22 protein-coding genes and 1 pseudogene are annotated in these 22776 nt (G+C 44.5%); 10 read left to right on the top strand and 13 right to left on the bottom strand.

All coding sequences use genetic code 11. The annotated features are described in order from the left end of the window. Positions 1-149: 149 nt before the first annotated feature. The 4 genes from D0A37_RS29405 to D0A37_RS08775 form a co-directional block, all read right to left on the bottom strand. Positions 150-782 carry a hypothetical protein gene (locus D0A37_RS29405; protein ID WP_445242504.1) on the bottom strand — a complete coding sequence of 211 codons (633 nt, stop codon included), beginning with the start codon at positions 780-782 and terminating at the stop codon, positions 150-152. Beyond that, a complete protein-coding gene (locus D0A37_RS08780) occupies positions 674-2350 on the bottom strand; it encodes an ABC1 kinase family protein (RefSeq protein WP_242723283.1) in 1677 nt (558 codons plus the stop codon). Before D0A37_RS08780 ends, D0A37_RS29405 begins: the two co-directional genes overlap by 109 nt. Before the next feature lie 76 nt (positions 2351-2426). Then, the gene (locus tag D0A37_RS28955) at positions 2427-2549 is read right to left on the bottom strand and encodes a hypothetical protein (RefSeq protein WP_278187175.1); all 123 of its coding nucleotides are present in this window, start codon (positions 2547-2549) and stop codon (positions 2427-2429) included. A 211-nt stretch (positions 2550-2760) separates the two neighbouring features. Beyond that, on the bottom strand, positions 2761-3918 hold the full coding sequence (locus D0A37_RS08775; protein WP_242723281.1) for a DegT/DnrJ/EryC1/StrS family aminotransferase: 1158 nt from the start codon (positions 3916-3918) through the stop codon (positions 2761-2763). Positions 3919-4045: 127 nt separating this feature from the next. Here D0A37_RS08775 and D0A37_RS08770 point away from each other — a divergent pair, with 127 nt between their 5' ends. Further along, positions 4046-4825 (top strand): ABC transporter permease, encoded by a 780-nt coding sequence (locus D0A37_RS08770; protein WP_242723279.1) that lies wholly within the window; start codon positions 4046-4048, stop codon positions 4823-4825. A gap of 498 nt (positions 4826-5323) precedes the next feature. Next, positions 5324-5962: a Uma2 family endonuclease gene (locus D0A37_RS08765; protein WP_242723276.1), complete on the top strand. Its 639-nt coding sequence runs from the start codon at positions 5324-5326 to the stop codon at positions 5960-5962. 59 nt (positions 5963-6021) lie between these two features. On the opposite strand, the gene D0A37_RS08760 is transcribed toward D0A37_RS08765, so the two are convergent. The 5 genes from D0A37_RS08760 to D0A37_RS08740 all read right to left on the bottom strand — a co-directional run bounded on the left by D0A37_RS08760 (position 6022) and on the right by D0A37_RS08740 (position 13254). Next, positions 6022-7911, bottom strand: coding sequence for a hypothetical protein (locus D0A37_RS08760; RefSeq protein WP_242723273.1), 1890 nt, complete (start codon positions 7909-7911; stop codon positions 6022-6024). A gap of 159 nt (positions 7912-8070) precedes the next feature. Next, complete coding sequence (locus D0A37_RS08755) at positions 8071-8745, bottom strand: nitroreductase family protein (RefSeq protein WP_242723271.1); 675 nt, start codon at positions 8743-8745, stop codon at positions 8071-8073. Positions 8746-8925: 180 nt separating this feature from the next. Beyond that, the gene (locus D0A37_RS08750) at positions 8926-9909 is read right to left on the bottom strand and encodes a GntR family transcriptional regulator (protein WP_242723269.1); all 984 of its coding nucleotides are present in this window, start codon (positions 9907-9909) and stop codon (positions 8926-8928) included. Positions 9910-10118: 209 nt separating this feature from the next. Beyond that, positions 10119-11681 carry an adenylate/guanylate cyclase domain-containing protein gene (locus D0A37_RS08745; RefSeq protein WP_242723267.1) on the bottom strand — a complete coding sequence of 521 codons (1563 nt, stop codon included), beginning with the start codon at positions 11679-11681 and terminating at the stop codon, positions 10119-10121. A gap of 184 nt (positions 11682-11865) precedes the next feature. Further along, positions 11866-13254, bottom strand: a complete 1389-nt coding sequence (locus tag D0A37_RS08740) for an aminopeptidase P family protein (RefSeq protein WP_242723265.1) — start codon at positions 13252-13254, stop codon at positions 11866-11868. A 398-nt stretch (positions 13255-13652) separates the two neighbouring features. On the opposite strand from D0A37_RS08740, the gene D0A37_RS08735 reads away from it, so the two are divergent. Beyond that, positions 13653-14096, top strand: coding sequence for a DUF4332 domain-containing protein (locus D0A37_RS08735; protein ID WP_242723263.1), 444 nt, complete (start codon positions 13653-13655; stop codon positions 14094-14096). 25 nt (positions 14097-14121) lie between these two features. Continuing rightward, positions 14122-14625, top strand: coding sequence for a Spx/MgsR family RNA polymerase-binding regulatory protein (locus D0A37_RS08730; RefSeq protein WP_242723261.1), 504 nt, complete (start codon positions 14122-14124; stop codon positions 14623-14625). A 2-nt stretch (positions 14626-14627) separates the two neighbouring features. On the opposite strand, the gene D0A37_RS08725 is transcribed toward D0A37_RS08730, so the two are convergent. The 4 genes and pseudogenes from D0A37_RS08725 to D0A37_RS08710 all read right to left on the bottom strand — a co-directional run bounded on the left by D0A37_RS08725 (position 14628) and on the right by D0A37_RS08710 (position 19092). Further along, entirely contained in the window at positions 14628-15056 is a 429-nt protein-coding gene (locus D0A37_RS08725; protein ID WP_242723259.1) for a GNAT family N-acetyltransferase, read from the bottom strand. Continuing rightward, positions 15046-16656: a cyclic peptide export ABC transporter gene (locus D0A37_RS08720; protein WP_242723256.1), complete on the bottom strand. Its 1611-nt coding sequence runs from the start codon at positions 16654-16656 to the stop codon at positions 15046-15048. Before D0A37_RS08720 ends, D0A37_RS08725 begins: the two co-directional genes overlap by 11 nt. 99 nt (positions 16657-16755) lie before the next feature. Then, positions 16756-17367: pseudogene (locus tag D0A37_RS08715) on the bottom strand (Uma2 family endonuclease). Positions 17368-17520: 153 nt separating this feature from the next. Further along, a complete protein-coding gene (locus D0A37_RS08710) occupies positions 17521-19092 on the bottom strand; it encodes an NAD(P)H-quinone oxidoreductase subunit N (protein WP_242725436.1) in 1572 nt (523 codons plus the stop codon). A 265-nt stretch (positions 19093-19357) separates the two neighbouring features. Here D0A37_RS08710 and D0A37_RS08705 point away from each other — a divergent pair, with 265 nt between their 5' ends. From D0A37_RS08705 to D0A37_RS08680, 6 genes are all read left to right on the top strand, one after another. Continuing rightward, positions 19358-19507, top strand: a complete 150-nt coding sequence (locus D0A37_RS08705) for a hypothetical protein (RefSeq protein WP_242723254.1) — start codon at positions 19358-19360, stop codon at positions 19505-19507. 66 nt (positions 19508-19573) lie between these two features. After that, on the top strand, positions 19574-20644 hold the full coding sequence (locus D0A37_RS08700) for an IS630 family transposase (RefSeq protein WP_242719762.1): 1071 nt from the start codon (positions 19574-19576) through the stop codon (positions 20642-20644). Positions 20645-20674: 30 nt separating this feature from the next. Then, positions 20675-20887 (top strand): methyltransferase domain-containing protein, encoded by a 213-nt coding sequence (locus D0A37_RS08695; RefSeq protein ID WP_445242544.1) that lies wholly within the window; start codon positions 20675-20677, stop codon positions 20885-20887. A 53-nt stretch (positions 20888-20940) separates the two neighbouring features. Then, positions 20941-21561 (top strand): ribonuclease H family protein, encoded by a 621-nt coding sequence (locus D0A37_RS08690; RefSeq protein WP_242723252.1) that lies wholly within the window; start codon positions 20941-20943, stop codon positions 21559-21561. Between the two features lie 457 nt (positions 21562-22018). Beyond that, entirely contained in the window at positions 22019-22525 is a 507-nt protein-coding gene (locus D0A37_RS08685; RefSeq protein ID WP_242723250.1) for a helix-turn-helix domain-containing protein, read from the top strand. Between the two features lie 148 nt (positions 22526-22673). Continuing rightward, the gene (locus tag D0A37_RS08680; RefSeq protein WP_242723248.1) at positions 22674-22772 is read left to right on the top strand and encodes a helix-turn-helix domain-containing protein; all 99 of its coding nucleotides are present in this window, start codon (positions 22674-22676) and stop codon (positions 22770-22772) included. The last annotated feature ends 4 nt before the right edge of the window (positions 22773-22776 follow it).

The following is a 22776-nucleotide window of genomic DNA, read 5'->3' as shown; positions in this document are numbered from 1 at the left end:
TACACAAATTATTGCATACGTTGTCATCTTCTTCTTTCTCTTCCTCTGCGTTCTCTGCGCTCTCTGCGGTTCAAAAAGCATCAAATAGGATAATCTTAGAGAACTATCAACCCCCTTCCTTCTGATAAAAAGAGGTTGATAGTTAACTTTCATTGTTCAAAAGAATCTAAATCCAGCGCTTGGGAACCTCCGCGTTCTAACTCGATCAAAAGCTTACCCAACTGAGTCCAAACCAGCCAGCCCGTGAGTAACGTCAGTGGCAAAGCTAAGGCATAAGAAAGTAGTTTTGGAAAGCCAAAAATCTCCATTCCCGAAGCTAAAAATACGCAAATACCGCCGGCCATTCCCAGAAAAGGCATCTGCAATGGCAGCCCTTGCAGGTTAGCCAAAGTGCTAGTAGAACGATTTTTAGACCACAGTTGTACGGATTGTTTGAGAGTTGCTTCAAATGCTACACCGGAGGCGATACCTGCTAGCAGTCCAGCCGACATTAAAAAATAGGGAGGTTCTGGAAAATAATACACGAATAATTCCTTAATTTGGGTAATTTGGGTAATTGGAATTGGGAGTGGGTAATTGAGAATTGGGAATTGGGAATCAGCAAAAGTAGAATTATTTTTCTTTCTTCTTCCCTCTTCCTTCTTCCTTCTTCCCTCTTCCTTCTTCCTTCTAATTAAAATCGAGTTAGCGCCGCTGCTCCTGCTGTGGAAAAATCCGTCAAAGCGCCTAGAGCAACGTTGAACAGGCGACTGGGCTGCAAATCTTCCTTGACTAAGTTCCACAGGCTGCGAACTTCTTCGGTGTGGATTCGATCGTCCTCAATCAAAGCTAACATTAGCTGGCGTCTCAAAAACGACCCTTCCTCGGACAGCAAAAATTGCAAGCCTAGTTGTGCTGTGGGTAGCAAGTCGAAACTGCGATCGGATCGGGCGATCGCGATCATGTCCTCTAACCTGTTCCACTGGAATTTGCCATCTTTGAATAATACCTCAATCAGACGCCGCCGCAGAGCCGGAGATTCTCCGTTCAACAAACGCCGCGCTACATAAGGATACGCCACCTCGACTATCTTGAAATCGGGATTCAGCGTCAGGGCCAAACCTTCTTCTGTCACCAGAGAGCGAATAATTAAGGCAAATTTCGCCGGCACCCGGAAAGGATAATCGTACATCAACTCCGAAAACTGGTCTGTAATCGTCTTGAAGTTAAAATCTGACACCTTTTCGCCGACGATATCACCTAATACAGATTCCAACGCCGGAACGATCGGCATAATATCTGTATCTGGTGTCAAAAAGCCCAGTTTGACAAAATCCTTAGCTAACTCTAGGTAATCTTTGTTGATCAAATGAACGATAGAATCAACCAAAGTTTCTTTAGTTGTTTCTTCCATCTGATCCATCATCCCAAAATCAATGTAAGCCATGCGGCCATCCGCTAAGGCAAACAGATTTCCCGGATGGGGGTCAGCATGAAAAAATCCGTGTTCCAGCAACTGTCGCAAACCGCTGCGGACTCCGACTTCAATTAAACTATCGGTATCCAAACCTGCGGCTTTAACACTTGCCATATCTGTCAGCTTGATGCCCTCAATCCATTCGAGAGTGAGAACGCAATTTGAAGTATAGCGCCAGTAAATGCTCGGAACTTTTACCGTCGGGTCGTCGGCAAAATTTGTAGCAAATTTCTCGGCGTTGCGGCCTTCATTGATATAGTCAATTTCCTCGAACAATTTGATACCGAATTCATCGACTATTAAACAAAGGTCGTGACCGAGATTCAGCGGCAACAAGGGGCCCAACCATCCCGCAGCCCAGCGCATTAAATAAAGATCCAGGCTCAAAAGTGGCAGCAAATTCGGTCGCTGAACCTTGACTGCTACTGCTTCCCCGGTGAGGAGGCGAGCTCGGTAGACTTGACCAAGACTTGCCGCGGCGACAGGTTCGGGGGAGATTTCGCTGTAGGTTTCGCTAATTTTGCGATCGAGTTCAGCTTCAATAATCTCGAAAGCGCGCACCGAGTCAAACGGCGGCAATTGATCCTGAAGTTTGATCAGTTCTTCGAGAAAGTCTTTGCGGATCAAATCCGGTCTGGTAGAAAGGGCTTGGCCGACTTTAATGAAAGTGGGGCCCAAGCGAGTGAGTATTTGTCGCAGGTGGGCGGCCCGTTCCGGCTGGTGTGCTGCGACTTCGTGCTGCCAACTGTCCCACAGCATCCCCAGCACGAAGCCCGCAAAAGACCAAATAACGGTAATTGCGCGCCAAATTGCTTTCCAAGGACGGTTGCGGTAATACTGAGCGATCGCTTGTGGATCGTAGCGTCTAGCCTGAGTGAATTGATACTGAGGCACTCGTTTATTTTCCTCTTATCTTCTGAAAATTACAGGTTAAATTGAGAATTGGGCATCGGGCATCGGGCATCGGGCATTAGGCATCGGGGATTGGAAGTCGAAAATTCAAACATTCTTTATTTTTCCTTCTTCCTTCTTCCGACTTCGATCGGGCTTCTTCCCTCTTCCTTCTTCCTTCTTCATCATTGACCGATCGCATTGCAAGTTTTAGGCGAGCGGAAAATGCACCCGTTCGATGCGGATTGCTAGCCTAAATTTGTTTCTTTTCATTAAATATAGTACATAAAAGTACAAGTGATCGGTCAAAATACTTAACGGCTCTCCCTGACCGGTGCATATTTTTACAGCACTGCAACCCTGCAATTCTTTTCTCCTCCTGCATTTCCCTCGCTGATGCCATCGCGCCAAAGCTACCGGATGCGATCGGCCTTTGCCAAGCAATCTTTCAGACCATAAATCGTCCGCTCTTGTTGATCCCTCGACAGTTCCGGGAACATCGGCAAAGACAAGACTTCGCGACAAACTTGCTCAGCCTTTGGCAACTGACCTGCTTGATAAGCCAAAGATTTGTAAACAGGTTGCAGGTGCAAAGGTAACGGATAGTAAACCATCGAACCGATGCCGCATTCCTGCAACTGAGCCCGCATCCAATCTCGAAAATCGCCAGAGGGATTTTGCGCGTCTTCTGGACTTGTCAGCCGGATCGTGTATTGATTCCAAACTCCTTTTGCTTCCGGCAATTCTTTGGGGACGGCAACTCCGGGCACGCGGGAGAGAAATTCGCTGTAAAGTGCCGCTTTCTCCTGCCGCTGCGCGTTCCAACTGTCGAGATACCGCAATTTAATGCTGAGAATCACCGCTTGCAGGGCATCTAAACGGCTGTTGTAGCCGATTTCTTCGTAGAAATACCTAGAAGACTGTCCATGTTCTTTGAGCATTCGCATCGAAGCTGCGAGGGCTGGATCATTGGTCGTCACCGCGCCACCGTCACCGCAAGCGCCTAAATTTTTGGTCGGATAAAAACTAAAGCAGCCAACATGGCCGATGCTGCCGACTTTTCGAGATTGCCACTCGGCCCCGACAGACTGGGCGCAATCTTCAATTACGGCTAAATTGTGTCGAGTCGCAATTTCCATCAACCGAGTCATGTCTACCGGTTGGCCGAAGATGTGCACTGGCATAATTGCCTTGGTTTTGTCGGTAATTGCCGCTTCGAGGAGCTCAACATCCAGATTAAAAGTATCGCTGTCAATATCGACAAATACTGGAGTCGCACCGACGGCGCTAATTGTCTCAGCCGAAGCAAAAAAGGTAAAAGGAGTGGTAATCACTTCATCGCCGGGGCCAATTTTGAGAGCTCGCAAGGCCAAAATCAGCGCATCTGTGCCAGAGTTACAGCCAACGCACTCGGAAACTCCAGTGTAGTCGGCGAACTCTCGTTCAAAACTCTTCACGGCTGGGCCGCCTACGTAGCCGCCAGAGGCAAGCACTTTTTGCACCGCAGCGCTTATCTCGTCGCCAATCTGCGCGTATTGGCGGGTTAAGTCGAGGGGGGGAACATTATTCACTCTTCACACCATAAATTTCAAGCATTATCAAAGCAAATTCTTGCAGCAAAACTGTTTTCCAGAAACCTTTATTGCAATATCTTATATTTGGACAGGCAAACAATCACGTTATCTAAAGGGTGGGCCGGTGTTAATTGAGCTAGATTTGACAGATTTGGGTTGGGCTTTGGGGATGGTGGCGATCGCGATCGGGCTTTCGGCGTGGCAGGGATTGGGGCTGGAGGGGGCGATCGCGATCGCCGCAGGGCGCACCCTGATCCAGCTAATCTTAGTCGGATACGTACTCGCAGTCGTATTTGACCCGGATGGAAAAAATCCTTGGCTGGTTTTAGCAGTTTTAGCAATCATGCTGACAACTGCTAGCATGGTTGCCAGCAACCGCATCAGCAAAAAAATCAAGAACTTACTGCCCTTAGTTTGGGGTTCAATTTTTATCAGTACGGCCTTGACTCTCGCCTATACAAACTTACTAATTTTGCAACCTGACCCTTGGTACGAACCGCAATACCTGATTCCTTTAGCGGGTATGATTTTGGGCAATGCCATGAACTCCGGGGCGATCGCCGGCGAAAGACTTGTCAGTACAGTTAATAGCAGCCAGTTAGAAATAGAAACCCATTTAAGTTTAGGTTCCACGCCGCAGCAAGCAGTAAAACAGTACCGCAAAGACGCGATCAAAGCTGGATTAATCCCGCTCTTAAATACAATGACGGTGGTAGGAATAGTAACTTTACCGGGAATGATGACAGGTCAAATGCTGAGCGGTGTCAGTCCTCTTGATGCCGCATCTTACCAGATTTTAATTATGTTTGTGTTAGCGCTGGCAACTGTAATCGCAACTCTGCTGTTGACTGAGGGATTGTCCCGGAAGTTTTTCAATCAAGATGCACAATTGATCAAATGGTAATTGGGAATTGGTTATTGGTAACATCATGTGGGTATGAACTTGCATTTGGCACTATTTTTAAGAACAGGCAAGATGCCTGTTCCACAAAGAGTGAGTTTTATTGTGGGGTGGGCGTCTCGCCCGCCCGAAAAAAACAATTTAGATGCCAGATAGCTTATCTATTAAACCCGCAGTATTTTTAAGAACAGGCAAGATCCTGTTCCACAAGACTTAAGTTTTCTTGTGGGGTGGGGGGAACAGGCAAGATGCCTGTTCCACAAAGAGTGAGTTTTCTTGTGGGGTGGGCTTCTAGCCCGCCCGAAAAAAACAATTTAGATGCCAGACAGCTTATCTATTAAACCCGCAGTATTTTTAAGAACAGGCAAGATGCCTGTTCCACAAGACTTAAGTTTTCTTGTGGGGTGGGGGGAACAGGCAAGATGCCTGTTCCACAAAGAGTGAGTTTTCTTGTGGGGTGGGCGTCTCGCCCGCCCTGGTCATCACTAAGGATAAATAGCCATGATTCAAAGTCCCACTCAACCAGTAACCTTTGAAGAATTTGTCGAATGGAAACCAGAAAACCGACGTTACGAACTGCACAACGGAGGGATTATTGAAATAGCCCAGCCACCGGGAAAACATGAAGAAGTTATCGGTTTCTTAGCCTCGAAATTAACTCTTGAATTTGTCAGGCTAAACCTTCCGTACATAATCCCCAAACAAGCATTAGTTAAGCCGCCGGAAAATGAATCAGCCTATTCGCCCGATATTTTGATATTAAACCGCCCAAATTTAGCATCAGAACATCTGTGGCAAAAATACTCAACTGTGACTCAAGGCGCATCAATTCCGCTGGTTATTGAAGTAGTTAGCACGAATTGGCAAGATGACTACATCAAAAAAGTAGGCGAATACGAACTAATCGGGATTCCTGAATATTGGATTGTGGATTATCTCGGTTTGGGTGGCCGCAGGTTTATTTGCAATCCCAAACAACCAACGATATCGGTTTATCAGTTGGTTGAGGGCGAGTATGAGGTGAGTTTGTTTCGGGGAAATGATAGGATTGAGTCGCCAACTTTTCCCGAGTTAAATTTGACGGCACAACAAGTTTTTCAGGCGGGATTGACTACGGATGAAATAGCTGGGGGTGCGTGAGTGTAAATATTGCGATCGTTCAGACAGATTTTTTGCCCTCACGCACCCTACAAATACAACTACTTCGGTTCGTGACTCCCAATCCGCTTGCCTTCGCTATCGTACACCTGCATCGGAATTTTCGCGTTTTCGGCGATCGCCTCCAAAGCTTTTTGCAATGTTTGAACGTGCTGTTCTACAGCTTGGCGAGTCTTCACAGCATTGTTGTTGTTTGCTTGGATGAAGGTTTGTTGCAGTTTCTGCACGTAACCTGGAGTCATCTGCACGGCAATCAAACCTTTGCTAACAGTATAATCGCAAATTTTGGGGTTGCCTTTACAAGTTCTATCTAAATCGGTGCGGGCTTTTTGCAGGTTTCTTTCTTCCTGTAACCTTACTTCTGCTTGCTGCAATGAAGTTTTGTAGGAAGCGATCAGCGGTTGGGCTTTCTGAGAATAGGCAGTTGCCGTCGGCACTTGCTCCGCGTAACTCAAAGCTCTTCGCCAGGATTCTGATGCTTTAAACCAGGCGTTTTTGCCCTCAAAAATTTGAGCTTCGGCTGCTAAAGTCACAGCTTGAGTATACGCATTTTCCGAAATTCCTTCGACATTTTTGCGCTCGCGAGCTTCTGAAAGTTTGGTTTCGTATTTGGGAACTAACAGTTTAGCTTGTTGGTAAGATGTCGTGCTCGTGGGAATTCCTGATAGGATTTCGAGGGATTCTTCCCAACCTGATTGCACTTGAGCCCAAGTCTCGGCTGTCTGAGCTACTGCTTCGCGAGCTTCTGCTATTTGGGCTGTACTTTTGGCGGCGAGCAGCGTTTTTTCGGCTTGTTTCTCTGTGCTTAACTGCCGATTTCCAGTTGCTAAATTCTTCCGGTATTCCTGCTTTTTTTTCTGAGCAAACGGATAAACTGGGCTCTCTGGGGGGATTTCTCCGAGTTCGGCCATCGCACTTTGCCACAGAGCTTGCGCTTCCTGCCCGTCCTCGGCAGAATAAGGCGGATTTTGGGTTTTCTGGGCTGCTGACTGTGCGACGCGCGCTGCATCGATCGCAGAGTTTAAATTCTGATTTTGCGAACGGTAGCTTTCCAGAGCGCTTTGAGCTTCACCGCGATGAATTGACCAGGGGGGAATCGGTTCCAAAAGGGCGATCGCCTGTTTTAACTGTCGCTGCGCTTCTTGGGCGCTGTTGGCAACTTTTGACGTTTTCAGCGTCTTCGTCGAATTCTCGCTCAACTGTTTGGCATTAGCTAAAGCACTACATCCTCCGATGACGCAGGGCCGGCTCAGCATATAATAACCGCCTGCTAAAATTAGCGCCGCCATGCTGACCATTCCTGCTGCAGCCAGCATCGCAAACGGTGAATGCTTGGGTTTTGGGGCAACTGTTACCGCTTCCATATCCAGCGGATTGAAGGGATTGTCTCCAATATCTGCCGGGATTGCAGCTACCCTAAAGGCGATCGGCTCGGAATTGCTCGAACTCTCAGACAAATTGGGAAAATATTCTTCATCCCACGCATCTTTCCCATCCGTTTCTAACGGTATCTCCTCCTCTACATCCGCCGTCTCGGCAACATTTTCTGTTAAGACTATCCCGGTTTCTTCTGCGGGGATATTCTCTGTTTTTTTGAACAACTGCACTGTTTTTGGTCTTGACAAAACAGGGTTGTGCATGGTAAAAGAATGGAAAGCATAAGGCTGTTTTTGCCCGGTAATTTTTAGGCAAAGTCCAATCTGTTGAATAGATTCTGGCTCTATTTCGAGAATTGCTGCTTCTAGCACCGCAAAAGTCGGTTTGGCTTTGAGAACTAAACTGCGCGGGTGTTCTCCCACAACCGTTAAAGATTCATCTCGAAAATCGCAACTAATATAAAGCGGTAATTTTTTAAATCCGGCTGCTTGCAAGTGCTGCTGCAATTTTACTTCTAGAATTTGGGCGTTGCTTTGTCGCGTTGCTACTGTCATATTTTCTCCTCTGTCTGATCTCACCACTTTCGATTTTAGATTGTGAATTTTAGATTTTAGATTGCAGAACTGTCGGGATTTTTGATTGGTTTGAACTTGGGCACCGATTCATTCCAAATCTTAACTCTAAAAATTCAAATTGCAACAAAATCTTAACTCTCAAATCTCAACTGACAAGGCCTGCCCATAACTTTCGCTGTAATAAACTTGACTCACCTCAAAACGTCCGCCATATTGTTTGAAAGGTTCTGCTGCATAACCAAGCGGCAGCAAACAGCAAACATCTACTTCTTCGGGAATTTGAAAGGCTTCTTTCACCTTAGCGCTGACAAAACCTTCCATCGGACAACTGTCTAGCCCAAAACTTTTAGCTGCAATCATTAAGTGAGCTACTGCGATCATTGTATGTCTGTTTGTCCAAGTTTCTAGGGAATCGAAGCAGGGACGGTTCTCGAACAATTGCGGGATTGCTTGTCGCATATAACCGGCTAAATTGTCATTCATTGCGCCTGCAGCTTGGCCTAATTCGATGACGGCTTCGGTATTTTCGGGGCCGGCGGCGCGTCGATCGCCACAGCAAATTAATACTGTTGGGGCTTCTACCACTTGGCGCTGATCGAAGGCGCAAGCTTTTAATTTTTCTTTGCTGGCTTGGTCTTGAAGTACGATAAACCGCCAAGGCTGCAAGTTGTAACCAGAGGGCGATCGCACTCCCAACCGCAAAATCTCTGCCAATATGGCTGGGGGAATCGGATCGGGTTTGAAGCTGCGGGCGGCGCGGCGGCTTTCGATCGCGGTTTTAACATTAATTGAAGGTTGGATTTCAATTGGCATGGATAATTGTATTTGCTAATTGGGCATTAGGCATTGGGCATTGGGCATTGGGCATTCGGAATTGGGCATTGGGCATCGGGCATCGGGCATTGGGCATTGTTATTTGTTATTTGTCCGATGTTATTTGTGAGTGGCTACCAATAACTAATAACTAATGACTAATGACTAATGACTGCTGACTCATCCCAAACCCAACTCGCGCTTGAGCAAATTAATCGACTTAGAGCCGATGTAATTTTCGGAGCATATCAGTTGCGGGGGACGAATAATATCTTCTCTAGCCACATTGATGGCAGCTTTTACTGTAGCAAAACTCGGTTGGTCGCAAAAAATTGTTCTGGCCGATCGCACGATCGAGTTAATCTTGTAGGCGTCTGACAGCAATGCCGTCATCACCAGCAAATCCTCTCCCCGGATGCTGTGGATGATGACTTCGGTCGATCGTAGCATTCCCGGACTCAGGCTGACGAGACCCAAATAACTGTCTTTGGGCAAACTCCCGACTAGCTGAATTTCCTGGCTGTAGTCGTAGATGTCTACGGGAATAACTCGCACAGAACGCGGTGCCGAAATCGATTCTGCTTCTCCGATAAAATATCGACTCGTGATCACAGTTCCCGAAGAGATTTGATCCAAAAAATGACCTAGCTGTTCCATCGGCACTAACTGTATGGGAATGCGAAGAGCTTGTTCGAGTTCTTTCGCCATCAGTTCACCCACGCCGATGTCTTCTGTGGGGGCTGTGACGACCACGCGGGCGCTGCACCTGAGCCGCCAGTCAATTTCGGCCAAAAATAATTCCCTCGCTTGGTTGAGCGTACAGCCCTGTCCCAGCAGTTGATCGATACTTCCTTGCACTATTTTGTTGGCAAGGGGATATTCTTCGAGGATCGGAGATTTGAGTTTGTTGCCGTGTTCGTTGCCTAGGGCGCGGACGTAAATACCCGATCCTGCTTGGGCTTCTACGAGTCCGGTATTTTCAAGCTGTCGGTATACTTTGCTGATGGTGTTGCGGTGCAAACCCGTCTGCATGGCTAGCTGTCTGGTGCTGGGTAAGCGGTGTCCGGGTGGAAATTGTCGCGAGGCGATCGCAAACCTGATTTGATTGAATAGTTGGGTGGATGCTGGAATATCGCTATCTGTTTGAATATGAAATTGAACCATTATTAAAGGCTCCGACGACTTCAACTTAGTATTTATATAACGTCGAGTACCGCGCCTAGGATTGCTCCGATATCTCTGTCTATAGCATAATCTTATTTGGTTGATCTGCAGCAGCCATTCTGCCACAGGGCGATCGCGCCGAAGAGACGATTAATCGCAGCCTCCGGAGTTTCCCTCAACAATCAGGTAATTTCAAGTCTTAGTTTTATTTACTCTGAGATTTTGAGCTCGCTTGCTATTTTTCTACCCGTCAGCAAATAAGTCCGCATTTCCCCTTTACCTTTAATCTCGATCTCGCCACGATCTTCAAATTCATATTTATCCTGGAGCAACTCATAAGTATAATGGCTGACTTGAATGCGACCTGGTATGCCGTGAGATTCCATGCGGCTGGCTGTATTCACGGCATTTCCCCACAAATCGTAAATGAATTTTTTAGTGCCGATTACCCCCGCTACCACCGGCCCGCTATTAATCCCGATGCGGAGGTCAAATTTCGCGTCTAGCTTCACATTTAATTCCTTAATTGCTGCTAGCATATCCAGCGCCATTTCGGCGATCGCCTCTGCGTGGTCTGGACGTTTAATGGGAATACCTGCTGCTACCATGTAAGCATCCCCGATCGTCTTGATTTTTTCTAAGCCGTGCTTCTCACTCAGTTGGTCAAAAGTTGAGAAAATTTCATTCAGTAAGTACACTAATTTAGTGGCGGACATGGTAGTAGAAATTTGGGTAAAATTTACCAAGTCAGCAAAAAGAATTGTTGCTTCTTCAAACTTGTCTGCAATTACCCCCGGTTTATACTTCAACCTGTGGGCTATCGGTTCGGGCAAAATATTTAGCAGTAAACTTTCAGTTTTTTTCTGTTCTTTCCTGAGGGCAGATTCCATCTGCCTGCGCTTGGTTATGTCGTGGAAAAACACAGAAATGCCGTCGTGAGAAGGAAAAACGCGGACTTCCAACCACACTTTTAAGGGACGATAATAGTTTTCAAAAGCCACTCCAATTTGTGTAGCTACAGAGCCATGATACTCTTTATAAAAATCAGAATTTACGAATTCGGGAAACTCTTTCCAAAAAATTTTCCCATAAAGTTCTTCCTGGGAGCGATTCAAAAATTGCGCTCCTTTGTAATTGACGTAAGTAAATCGCCACTGGGTGTCTAAAGCAAAAAAAGCATCGCTCATTCCTTCTAAAAAATTGACAATTTGCTCGTCTGTAGAACGGAGTTTTGCTTCTACTTGTTTGTTCCTGATTTGTGCGCGCTTTAGTTTAGTCAGATTTATTCGCAACTCCATGTGGTTGATAACTTGCCGTCCTAAAGTCCGCAGCGCTTCTAGCTGTTCTGGGGTGAGAGTACGAGGAACTGTATCTAGGGCGCACAAAGTGCCGATCGGATAACCATCAGGAGTGACTAGCGGGGCTCCAGCATAAAACCGAATATTGGGATCGGAAGTTACTAGCGGATTGCTGACAAAGCGATCGTCATCTAGAGCATTGGGTACAACTAGCAATTCGTTGGGATTTAAAATAGCGTGGGCGCAAAAAGCTGACTCTCTCGGAGTTTCTGGCACTTCCAGACCCGCTTTGGATTTAAACCACTGTCTGTTAGAATCTATCAAACTTACTAAAGCAATAGGAGTGCCGCAAATATAGGAGGCTAAAGCTGTTAGATCATCAAAAGCTGCTTCGGCTTCTGTATCTAGAATATCGTAGCGGTGAAGTGCTTCTAGCCTCTCTTCTTCGTTGCTGGGCAAAGGTGCAGCTTGCATCGGAGGCTGCGAGGATATAGGTTTACGAACACTGCGTGGAAGTATTATTGCTGCGAATTTTCTGACTTGCGAGATCACTTTTTTAACTAATATCAAAAGACTTGTGTGCCAACCTTTCTTCATCTTTATTTATTTATTTTCACCTTTAATGGAACTGCGTATGTGCGATCGAAGTCGGCTCTACTTACGTATTTACCGCCACTAACTCCTCAATCTGGGGAGCTTTTGTGGGCAATTTCCCTGTCAATACTTCTCTACCTTCTTCGGTGACAAGTATATCATCTTCTATGCGTATCCCCCGCACATCTGCGAATTTTTCCAACTCGTCCCAGTTTACGAAACCTTGATATTTTGCCGGATTTTCGGGGTTATTTAAGATTGCGGGAACTTGATAAAATCCCGGTTCGATCGATACCAGCATTCCCGGACGCAAAACTCGATTCAGCCGCAAAAATCCCAACCCAAACCTACTGCTTCTGCTTCTTCCGGCTTCATAGCCAGCCAAATCTCCTAAATCTTCCATATCGTGAACATCCAAACCGATTAGATGTCCGATACCGTGCACAAAAAATAGTGCGTGAGCATCCATTTCTACCAAATCTTCAACATTCCCCCGCAAGATGCCCAAATCTACTAATCCTTCCGCCATAATTCGAGCAGCTAATAGATGAATTTCTTGATATTCCACCCCCGGACTAATTTTATCAATACAAGCATCGTGTGCTGCCAAAACTACATCATAAATCGCTCTTTGAGTCGGAGAAAACTTGCCAGAAACCGGCCAAGTGCGAGTCACATCGGCCGCCCATCCCGTTGATGTTTCCGCACCGACATCTGCTAACAGCAAATCTCCTGTTTGTAGGGAATTGTGATAATGTTCGCTGTGCAGCACTTCTCCATGCACCGTCACGATACTAGGATAGGCATAGGTCATATTTTTGGAGATGATGACACTTTCCATTGCAGCGCGCACCCCTGCTTCAATTTGAGCATTTCGAGTTGCCGCCATCCCCGCTTTGTGAGCTTCTACAGTAACAGCCGCAGCTTGACGCAATTCGGTCAAACTGCCTGCATCGTGGCTCAGGCGCAGAGATACGATCGCCTGAGTTAATTCTAGGTCGATTCCGGTTGGCGAGTTGGGCGGTGCAAGAGGGCGATCGAGAATTTGAGACTGTTGCAACTGAGTCCAAGAATCCTGAACGGCGATCGTTGCTGCATTTGTGGATCGGGCTTTCAATTCGGCCATTGGAAAAGCAGCATCAGCCCCAATTAGTTCGGCAATTTCTGCTCTTTTTGGCATTTCCCCGTGCCAAAGCGTGCTGCTAGCAGGTGCCTCATCTAAGAACAATTCTAATTTGCCCGATTCTAAGCGAATCGCAGCATTTTCTAAGGGCAAACCAGCAAAATATAGAAAGTGACTGCTGGCACGAAAGGGATAAGTAAGTGCCGGATAGTTGCGAGGAAGGCTGCGGCCAGACCAGAGAATTACCGGAAAATTAATTAAATCGGCCAGTTTTTGCCGCCGTTGCTGTAAAGTATTAGTTAACAAATCATAATCTTGTGTAATTGTCATGGGTAAAAACCGATAATTTTGAGTTGGGTTTGCAATAAAACGGAAGTCGTTTGAGTCTCGGCATTAAAGCAATAAAGTTCTGACTGCCAACTTGGCAGCAACTTTTGGAAAAAGTCTCCTCTTGCTCTGATTTTTTGCTATCATTTTTAGGGCGGTCTTTTTTATCGTATTTGTCGTCATCGTCGGCATAATTGTGTTAAGCAAGAACCCTGCCCGACTGGGAAAAAAATGCTAAAAGTGTTACTCCGCAGGCAATTAGCAGAAGTGTCACCACACCCGCAATTAGTCAAATTCGTTTGTCTGGTTTTTGTTGATTTGGTGATGTGAGCGATCGCCTCTATTGACTGTTGGATATTTGAGACTTTAAAGTATAAGTAAAATTCACTGTAGTATAAAACATGAAAATTTCTCACAAAGCTCCTCAAACTTCAGCGCAAGTACGCGATTGGCCGATCGCACACTTACCGGGATTGAGCAAGGAAAACCAATCTCAACTGGAACAGTGCAGTATCACCACAACCGGACAACTAATTCGCATGACCAAAACGCAGGCGGCGAAAGTGTTGCTAGCCCATCAATTACAGATTAACATTCAATATATTAATAAATGGGTAGCGATGGCAAATTTAGCTCGAATTCCAAGTGTAGGCTGTCAGTATTGCGGCCTGTTACTGCACGCCGGCGTTGCTTCTCCGGCTCAATTGGCTCAAATGCCCGTGGAGAGATTACACCAACAAATTTTAAGGCTGCACGTAGCGACAATGCAGCGCAATGACTTGACTCCTTCAGTCGATCGCGTGCAAAAATGGGTTCAACAAGCGAGATTAGTCAGTAGTCATTAGTCAGTTATCAGTTGTTAGTTGTTAATTGTTATTAGCCAACATTCAGCAGTCAACAGTCAACAGTCAACAGTCAACAGTCAACAGTCAACAGTCAACAGTCAACAGTCAACAGCCCACAGCCCACAGCCAACAGTCAACAGTCAACAGTCAACAGTCAACAGGCATTATTATGTCAATTCAAGTTTACGGAATCCCCAACTGCGGAACCTGCAAAAAAGCTTTCCAGTGGCTCAAAGATAGCGAGGTAAATTACGAGTTCATTAACACAAAAGAACAGCCACCGACTCGCGAAACAATTCAAAGCTGGGTAGCTGCTTTGGGTTTTCAACCCATGCGAAATACTTCGGGTCAATCTTACCGCGCTTTGGGCGATGACAAGAAAAATTGGACTAGCGAACAGTGGGTGGAGGCTTTTGCTAAGGATGCGATGCTGCTGAAACGTCCTCTTTTCGTTAAAGATGGAACGGCTGTTTTAGTAGGTTTCAAAGAAGACGTAATTAGAGAAAAACTGGAGCTTTCAAGGGGCTAAGTTCAGTCTGTTGTTCGCCGCAAAAACTTAAGTTCGCCCATATCATCCGAGAAACCCCAACGCTCGTAAAACGGCATCATGTTTGGTAAACAATTAAGATAAAAATGCTCGACACCTTGCAGTTCGGGATGACTTAAGACTGCATCCATCAACTTCGCACCCAGTCCCATCTTTCTGTGTGTCGGCTTGATAATGACATCAAAAATCATGGCTCTGTATACGAAATCGGTGATGACGCGGGTAACGCCAATTAGCCGATCGCTCTCATCGACACAACCAATGATAACATCAGTCGCCGCCAGCATTTTCACCACATCTTCCCGCGTCCGCTTGTCGCTCCAAAACTCGTTTTTGTACAAATCCATCAAGTCGGAAACCTGGCTTTCGGTCAAAGTTTCGACAATTCGGTACTTATCAATTTTATCGGTCATACTCTACTTTACCGTAATCTAGTTTAATTGCGCGATCGGCTAAATCAAAATAGCGATCGTCGTGACTAATCACAAACACCGTTTTCCCCCGTTGCTTCAACTCCGGTAACAACTGCTTGTAAAAAATATCCCGGAAAAACGGGTCTTGATCCGAAGCCCATTCATCAAACAAATAAATCGGTCTATCTTCCAAATACGCAGTCAGCAAAGCCAGCCGCTTTCGTTGTCCCTGAGACAAAGCCGTAGTTGACAAAACTCCATCTTTCACCTGAACTTTATTTTCCAAATGAAACTCGCGCAAATATTCAGCAGCCTGCTTGTCCAAATCGTGATTAGTCATCCCTAAAAGCCTTTCAAACAGATAAAAATCCGAAAAAATCGCAGAAAAATGCTGCCTGTACCACTCTCTATTTTCCTCAGTAATTGGCTGGCCATCGAGGAGAATTTCTCCCGATTCAGGAATATACAAACCAGTGATTAACTTAGCTAAAGTAGACTTTCCGCTGCCATTACCGCCAATTATAAACACCAATTGACCGGGATGAAACTTCAAATTCAGCTCGCCCAAACTAAAATTACTGTCTTCTTTTTCTCCCGGATAGCTGTGAATTACTCGATTTAACTCCAGTGTCTCCCACTCAGCATTGTGAAACGGTTTAACCGTTGAATTCATCTCAGATTGACTCGCCAAAGCCAATCCCATTCTCTCTATCTTTTCCACAGAAGTATTAGCACGAAAAATCGCCGGCAACCTTTGCAAAATATTCTGAAATGGAGACATCAAATAGGTACTTGTCAGAATATAAGCTGACAAAACAGGTGTAGAAACTGGCACAAATTTCGGCAAAGCAAACAGCAGCAAACCCATGAGCATAAAAAACAGCAACTGACCGACTCCAATCGCAACTGCACCAGTATTCAAAGCAGTCACGTTATAATCGCGGGAAGCATCAGCACTCACCTGCAATTGTTCCGTAAAAAACTCTTGGCGGCGCAAGGAATGCAGTTTAAGTTCCTTAATTCCATCAGTAATACTGCGAAAATGCTTAAATAATGTATCTTGTTCTTCTCTGGCTAAATCGAAGAATTTCCGCATTTTGCTGAGCAACAACTGCACCGTGCCAATCATCAGCACCAAAAAACAAAAAACAACAACAAAAACCGTACCCGAAATCGTGCTTAAATAAGTTAAGCAGCCCACGACAACGGCGATATCAACACAAAGAAAAGGAATCAAAAATATAGTATTAGAAAGTGTTCCCACATCATCTGTGAGAGTTGCCAGCAAGCGGTTAGCGCCCAACTCTTCCAAATTCCGCAAAGGAGTAGACAAAATCCCACGGCTCAAACTCAGCCGCAGATTGTAAACAGCTTCTTGAGAAAGGTAGATTAACAAAAATTGGGATACAAAGCCACTCAAAAGAGCCAAGATTGCTAATCCCGCAAAATACCAGACTAAATTACCATTGGAATTGTCGCTGATTGCCCGATTAATTAGGGAAATTAACATGGCGCTGCAACCGCCGCTGATTAAGCCTGTGAGTATGGCGATGGAAACATTTAACCAAGAAGCTTTTAATAGTAACCAAATTACATTCATCGTTTACCTCTATAATAATTTTATGTGCTTTCTAGAACAGGCAAGATGCCTGTTTCACAAGAAAATTTACTTTTTGTGGAACAGGCATCTTGCCTGTTCCTAAATAGATACTTGACAAGGTTGCAACATCTCAAATACAACCCGCTCATAAATATCAGTCATTGACATTTCCAGTTCCACTGAATCGAAGGAAACTGTTGCTGTTTCTCCCTCATATTCTCGAAACAACCACTCATTAGATGCAGTTTTAATATACTGTTGGACTAAAATTTCGTAGGGGCTGACTAATAGATATTCCCGGAATTGAGGTATCGATCGATAAAACCGAAACTTATCTTCTCTATTAACATCCTCGCTATACTTAGAAAGCACTTCTACAATCAACACAGGATTTAATATTTCATTATTCCGTCCCTTGGTAAAAACTGGCTCCCCTTCAATCACCATCACATCCGGGTAAGTTCCCCGTCGATACCGAGGAATTCACAACCGCAAATCGTTGTGAAAAAGCTCATAGGGCTGCCCCTCAAGCAAATTTCCCAAGACTCTACTCAAATTTCGGATAATCCGGCTGTGATTAATACTACCACCACTCATTTGTACAATTTTTCCATCGCGGTATTCATTTCTAAACTCAGCAGTTTCCTCTAACTCCCGGTACTCATCTGGAGTATAAAACTTTTCCTTACTTTCCTTACTTTGTACTAACATTGTTGCCTCTATACTAACTTTTATCTGCCTACATCTGCGTTAATCTCCCTACATCTGCGGTTAAAAATCATAATTAACAGTATATCACAACAAAAAAGAAACGCCCAACTTCAAAGAGTCAGGCGTTTTCCACTATTTCAAAACCAGGAAAAATTAATCCCGGCGAGACACCAAATTCGATTCTATTTTCGCACCCACAACAGGTTGCACCTGACTCAATGCCGACTGCAACATGGGAGTTTTGGTAATAGCGTCATTAGCCAAATTAAACAAAGGGTTCGACAAAATTCCCGCCAAACTGGTCGCAACTAACGCGAGTATAACGCTGACCTGCAAAGGGCGCATTCCCTGAAGATTCCAGCGAACTTCGGGATAATTTTTCACCGCGTCTGACATCTCTTGAGGTTCCTTCACTACCATCATCTTGACAACGCGGATGTAGTAGTAAATCGAAACCACGGTGGTAATTAATCCCAGGATAACTAAGCCGTAAAGTCCAGCTTGCCAGCCGGCCCAGAACAGATAGATTTTGCCGAAAAATCCAGCCAGGGGCGGAATTCCGCCGAGAGAAAGCAGGCAAATACTCAACGTTAAAGTTAGCAGCGGGTCTTTTTGATACAAACCTGAGTATTCGCTAATTTGGTCGGTTCCAGTCCGCAGGGAGAACAGAATGATGCAGGCGAAAGCACCCAAGTTCATAAACAGGTAAACCAACAGATAAAATATCATGCTGGAGTAACCGGCTTCTGTTCCTGCAATCAAACCCAGCATTACAAAACCGGCTTGGGCGATCGAGGAATAAGCCAAAAGCCGCTTCATGCTAGTCTGGGCGAGGGCAACCACATTTCCCAACACCATGCTGAGAATGGCTAAGGCCGTGAATACGAAGTGCCACTGTTCGGTAAGTGCGGGGAAAGCACTTGTTAACAAGCGGATTGCTAGGGCAAAACCGGCTGCTTTGGAACCGACAGAAAGGAAGGCAACAACGGGTGTAGGAGAACCTTCGTAAACGTCAGGAGTCCATTGGTGGAAGGGAACCGCAGAGATTTTGAAGGCGATTCCGGCGATCGCAAAAACCAAAGCAATCACCAAACCGAGAGATTGACCTTCATTCACAGTAGAAAGGTTAGCCGCGATCGTACTCAGCTTAGTTTCGCCGCCAGACAACCCGTACAGCAGCGAAAGCCCGTAGAGAAACACCGCCGAAGAAGACGACCCAATTAACAAATATTTCAAAGCAGCTTCATTGGAACGCGGGTCGCGTTTTGTGTAACCCGTCAGCAAATATGACGAGATACTCAGAGTTTCCAACGAAATAAAAATCATCACCAATTCATCAGCGCCGCTGAGGAACATTCCCCCCAAAGTAGCGGTCAGCAAAATGCCGATAAATTCCGCTAAAGCAGTACCCGTTTGCAGTACATAGCGGACGGATATCAAAATAGTGACAGCCGTACTCAAAGCGATAATTCCGCGAAACACTAAACTCAAGGCATCGCTGTTAAAACCGCCCAGAAACGAGATGGTATCCGTGTTATCCCACTGCAAACACAAAGCAGCGACGGCGGCCAACAAACCCGCAACGGCAACGTAGGGAGTCCAAGCCGAGGAACTGCGGCCTACGATTAAATCGCCGACGAGAACCACCAAGAGGGTGATGATGACAATTCCCTCTGGCAAGATAGTTCCAGCATTTAGCTGGGCAGCAAGAGTAGCAAAATCCATATTTTCAGGCAGGTTGGGTAGTACAAGCCGCAAAGGCTGTAATGGGCTGTGAACTTGTAAAAATTCTTTACCAAACACAGATTGTAGCGGATTACAGCTTCGCGATCCCAGTTGGGCGGGTGTTTGTTGCCGGGGAGTTGATTCTCGGTAGCGGTTTTGCATACATTTGCGGGCATTGTAGAGATTGCCCCCTGATGTCACCTGGGACGAGAGTCGCGATCGACCATAACTGCCACAATGTAGAAAGTGAAACCAGTAATTCGGCATGACTGACTCGCTAAGTGCCGAAAAACAGCAGATTCTCAATAACTTCAACAACCGCCCCGACTACGAGAATGAATTTCACAAACAGGCTGCAACTCGGTTAGTAAAATTGGCAAAAGTGCGATCGGGCAAGCTTGTTCTAGATATATAGCAATCCTAAATCATTATCATGATTGTGATACAATTATATGCAATACTCGATCGTGACCATAAAAAAATGAATAACTTACAACTGCAACAAAAAGATAGGCAAAAAGAAATAGATTGTTTAGAATCTTTCATTAAAAGCGATATAGATGCCAGAGAACTAAAACGAGCAATAGCTGTAAGGATGGCGCTCTCAGGTAATATCTACCATGAGATCAGCAAAATTTTAGGTGTAAGTAATTTTTTTATTGGTTATTGGAAAAAACAATTTAAAACCAAAGGCATCGCCGGAATCAAACTAGGACATAAAGGGTCAAAAGGGTATTTAACAGCTCTACAAAATACTGAAGTAATCGAGTGGTTAAGAAATAAAGAATATTGGAATTTAGATGAGCTAGTTACTTATTTAGAAGAAGAATTTGGTGTGATATATAAATCAAAACAGAGTTACTATGAACTTTTTGACCGGGCGAAAATTAGTTGGAAAAAAACTCAAAAAATTAATCCTAAATTTGATAAAGAACTGGTAAAAAAAAAGACGGAAGAAATTAACGATATTTTATTTAAAAACAAGGCTGGTATAGAGTCTGGGGAAATAATAGTATTGTTTTTAGATGAATGTCATCTACTTCATGGTGATCTGACTGGTTATGTTTGGGGTCAATCCCAAATCCGAATTGAAGTCCCAATTACCAATGAAAAAGATAGACAAACTTATTTTGGCGCACTCAATTATCAAAGCAAAGAATTCCATGTTCAGAGCCATCCATCTGGTGATGGAAAATCAACAGTTAAATTCATAAAATACTTACAAGATAAATATAAAAATCGCAAGATTATCTTGATTTGGGATGGAGCTAGTTATCATAAATATGGAGAATTTAGAGACTTTTTATTAGAACTCAATGCTGCCAAAGAACCTGCTAATTGGTCAATTACTTGTATTTTATTTGCTCCCAATGCTCCCCAACAGAACCCCGTTGAAGATATTTGGTTACAAGCTAAAAACTTTTTAAGAAAGTATTGGTATTTATGTAGGTCTTTTAAGATTGTCAAGTTTCTGTTTGAGTTTTTTACTAACGAACATAAATTTGATTTCCCCAAAATACGTCAATATACTTACACACAGAAAATCATTTAGGATTGCTCTAGATATAGAAAATCATTTAGGATTGCTATAGCCACCGGAACAGGTTTAGCGGCGATTGCGGCTGCGGAGGTTGTTGGTTCTACGGGGCGTGTTTTGGGAACTGACTTTGCTTCGGGAATGTTGCGGCAAGCTCAGCAAAAAATTACCGATTTAGCATTGACAAATATCGAGTTTGAGGAAGCAGATGCAGAATTTTTAGAAGAATGTCACAATGTTTTTTGTAATTGCCTATAAATCTCATCCACCAACTTTGTGTAAAATATCAAGCTAAGGCAAGAGGAAAAATTATGCCTGTAAGTAAACCGATCGTAGATAGTATTTGCGTCGAGGCCTCAGGTATTGGCAATCAGGGTGATGTTGAATACAGAGGCGTGCATACAGCAACCAGGGAAGTAATTTTTCACAAGCGCCCCATGTCCAATGGTACGAAGGAACTCGCAGAATTTTTAGCAATTGTTCATGCCCTAGCTCATCTCAACAATCAAGGTAGGAACATACCTATTTATTCCGCTTCGGAAACAGCTATTCTGTGGGTGAGAAGCAAGAATGTGTGGACAGACTGGGAACGAAGTGAAAATAACGAAGAAATATTTAACTTAATTGAAAGGGCATTAAGTTGGTTAAAAAATAAAGATTACGCCAATGCTGTCTTGAAGTGGCATACTTCATCTTGGGGCAAAATTTCTGCTAATTTCGGTGGGGAACACCCGGTAATAAATCAGTGCCCACAGACAGTTCAACCACTAAAAACAATTGAAAACAGCGTTAATTTAACAGTGCCCAGAAGCATTGAGCAACGAGTTAACATTCTTATTTATGGAAAAACTTATCCCGTCAAGCAGCGGTTGAATAAAGCCGGACTGAGTTGGAATGGTAAGGCATGGATAGGAGCTTTGCCACTGGATTAGATTGAGAAATTGAAACAGTTATGCCATCACTATGACCTCCCGTATACGCTTAAAGGAGAGGGATTCAAAGAGTCCAGACTTCCCAGAGGTGCTCGCCCCCTCCCAAGTTCCAAGATTGCGGCAGTCATGGGAGAAGGAAAGTTTCAATGGGAAATTGAAGAGACTTTGGAGATTGAAAGTTTGCGACACCGGCAACGCAATTCCAAGGATCGAAGTTAGAAAAGGTGAAATCAGTTCACTATTGCCTCGATCGCAAAGCGCAATGATGAGCGATGCCGCAGCAAGCGCTGCTGCTACACGAATATGATTCCAGATTATCCAGTTGGCAAGGTAGCTAGCCCATAGTTTCGCGCCGTCAATGCTACTACGCTCAACTTTTGCCAGTGCTTCGTTTAGTCAATAATATTATTTCTCCCAAAAAATGCTACAATGACTCTTAGAGTTTGAGGAATACTTTATGAAAGTCAACTACCAAGAAAGAATTGATTTAACAGCAGACGAGTTAAAAATAATTCTGTCCGAGCAGCGAACTCTACCTAATAAACAAAAAATTCAGGCACTTTATTGGTTAAAAACTGGAGCGAGTCAAAGCCTTACAGATGTAGCGGAACGTCTAGGTGTACATAGAATTACTGTACATAGATGGTTAACACAATATACTGCTGGCGGTATGCCAGAACTGTTAGAAATACGGCAAGCAACTGGTAGACCCCGAGTAATTCCCTCAGCGGTAATAGCCGGACTATCAGAAAAGTTAAGTGAAGAATCCTGTGATTTTAAGACTTATAAAGAAATTGGTCAATGGATAGAAGAGAACTATCAAGTATCAGTCAAATATCAAACTTTACACAAGCAAGTACACTATCGCATGAAAGCCAACTTAAAAGAACCAAAGCCTGTGAGCAACGAAAACTCTCAGGAGCCAAGCCTCGAAAAAAAAACTAAAAAAAATTGCTCACAGTAGCTTGCTAGTTAAAGTATACTACCGCAATTTCTCCAAAAAGTTCACTCAATTAGTGGTCTAAAGGAAACTATAAATTGGCTTAAAAACGATTTTAAAAAACAAGTTTACAGACTTTCAAATCAAAGCACTAGGTAAACTAAAATAGAAATTGCCGGATTGGTGCGGGTTCAATAGCCACAGCCATTTAAGCAAAAAGTTTCGGCAGCTTACTGGTATGACTCCTACAGCTTATAGAACTCCTTGTTAGCTGG

The organism is Microcoleus vaginatus HSN003 (assembly GCF_022701255.1).
In the GTDB taxonomy this organism is placed as follows: domain Bacteria; phylum Cyanobacteriota; class Cyanobacteriia; order Cyanobacteriales; family Microcoleaceae; genus Microcoleus; species Microcoleus vaginatus_B.
This window is presented reverse-complemented; position numbering and strand designations above follow the sequence as displayed.

Excerpts from the sequence above, each read along its gene's own strand:
- D0A37_RS08700 (WP_242719762.1), top strand. The coding sequence starts at position 19,574 with ATGAATAACTTACAACTGCAACAAAAAGATAGGCAAAAAGAAATAGAT.
- D0A37_RS08710 (WP_242725436.1), bottom strand. The coding sequence starts at position 19,092 with ATGGATTTTGCTACTCTTGCTGCCCAGCTAAATGCTGGAACTATCTTG.
- D0A37_RS08735 (WP_242723263.1), top strand. The coding sequence starts at position 13,653 with ATGAAAATTTCTCACAAAGCTCCTCAAACTTCAGCGCAAGTACGCGAT.
- D0A37_RS08720 (WP_242723256.1), bottom strand. The coding sequence starts at position 16,656 with ATGAATGTAATTTGGTTACTATTAAAAGCTTCTTGGTTAAATGTTTCC.
- D0A37_RS08750 (WP_242723269.1), bottom strand. The coding sequence starts at position 9,909 with ATGGTTCAATTTCATATTCAAACAGATAGCGATATTCCAGCATCCACC.
- D0A37_RS08760 (WP_242723273.1), bottom strand. The coding sequence starts at position 7,911 with ATGACAGTAGCAACGCGACAAAGCAACGCCCAAATTCTAGAAGTAAAA.
- D0A37_RS08745 (WP_242723267.1), bottom strand. The coding sequence starts at position 11,681 with ATGCAAGCTGCACCTTTGCCCAGCAACGAAGAAGAGAGGCTAGAAGCA.
- D0A37_RS08705 (WP_242723254.1), top strand. The coding sequence starts at position 19,358 with ATGACTGACTCGCTAAGTGCCGAAAAACAGCAGATTCTCAATAACTTC.
- D0A37_RS08755 (WP_242723271.1), bottom strand. The coding sequence starts at position 8,745 with ATGCCAATTGAAATCCAACCTTCAATTAATGTTAAAACCGCGATCGAA.
- D0A37_RS08690 (WP_242723252.1), top strand. The coding sequence starts at position 20,941 with ATGCCTGTAAGTAAACCGATCGTAGATAGTATTTGCGTCGAGGCCTCA.
- D0A37_RS08685 (WP_242723250.1), top strand. The coding sequence starts at position 22,019 with ATGAAAGTCAACTACCAAGAAAGAATTGATTTAACAGCAGACGAGTTA.
- D0A37_RS28955 (WP_278187175.1), bottom strand. The coding sequence starts at position 2,549 with ATGCGATCGGTCAATGATGAAGAAGGAAGAAGGAAGAGGGAAGAAGCC.
- D0A37_RS08725 (WP_242723259.1), bottom strand. The coding sequence starts at position 15,056 with ATGACCGATAAAATTGATAAGTACCGAATTGTCGAAACTTTGACCGAA.
- D0A37_RS08740 (WP_242723265.1), bottom strand. The coding sequence starts at position 13,254 with ATGACAATTACACAAGATTATGATTTGTTAACTAATACTTTACAGCAA.
- D0A37_RS08765 (WP_242723276.1), top strand. The coding sequence starts at position 5,324 with ATGATTCAAAGTCCCACTCAACCAGTAACCTTTGAAGAATTTGTCGAA.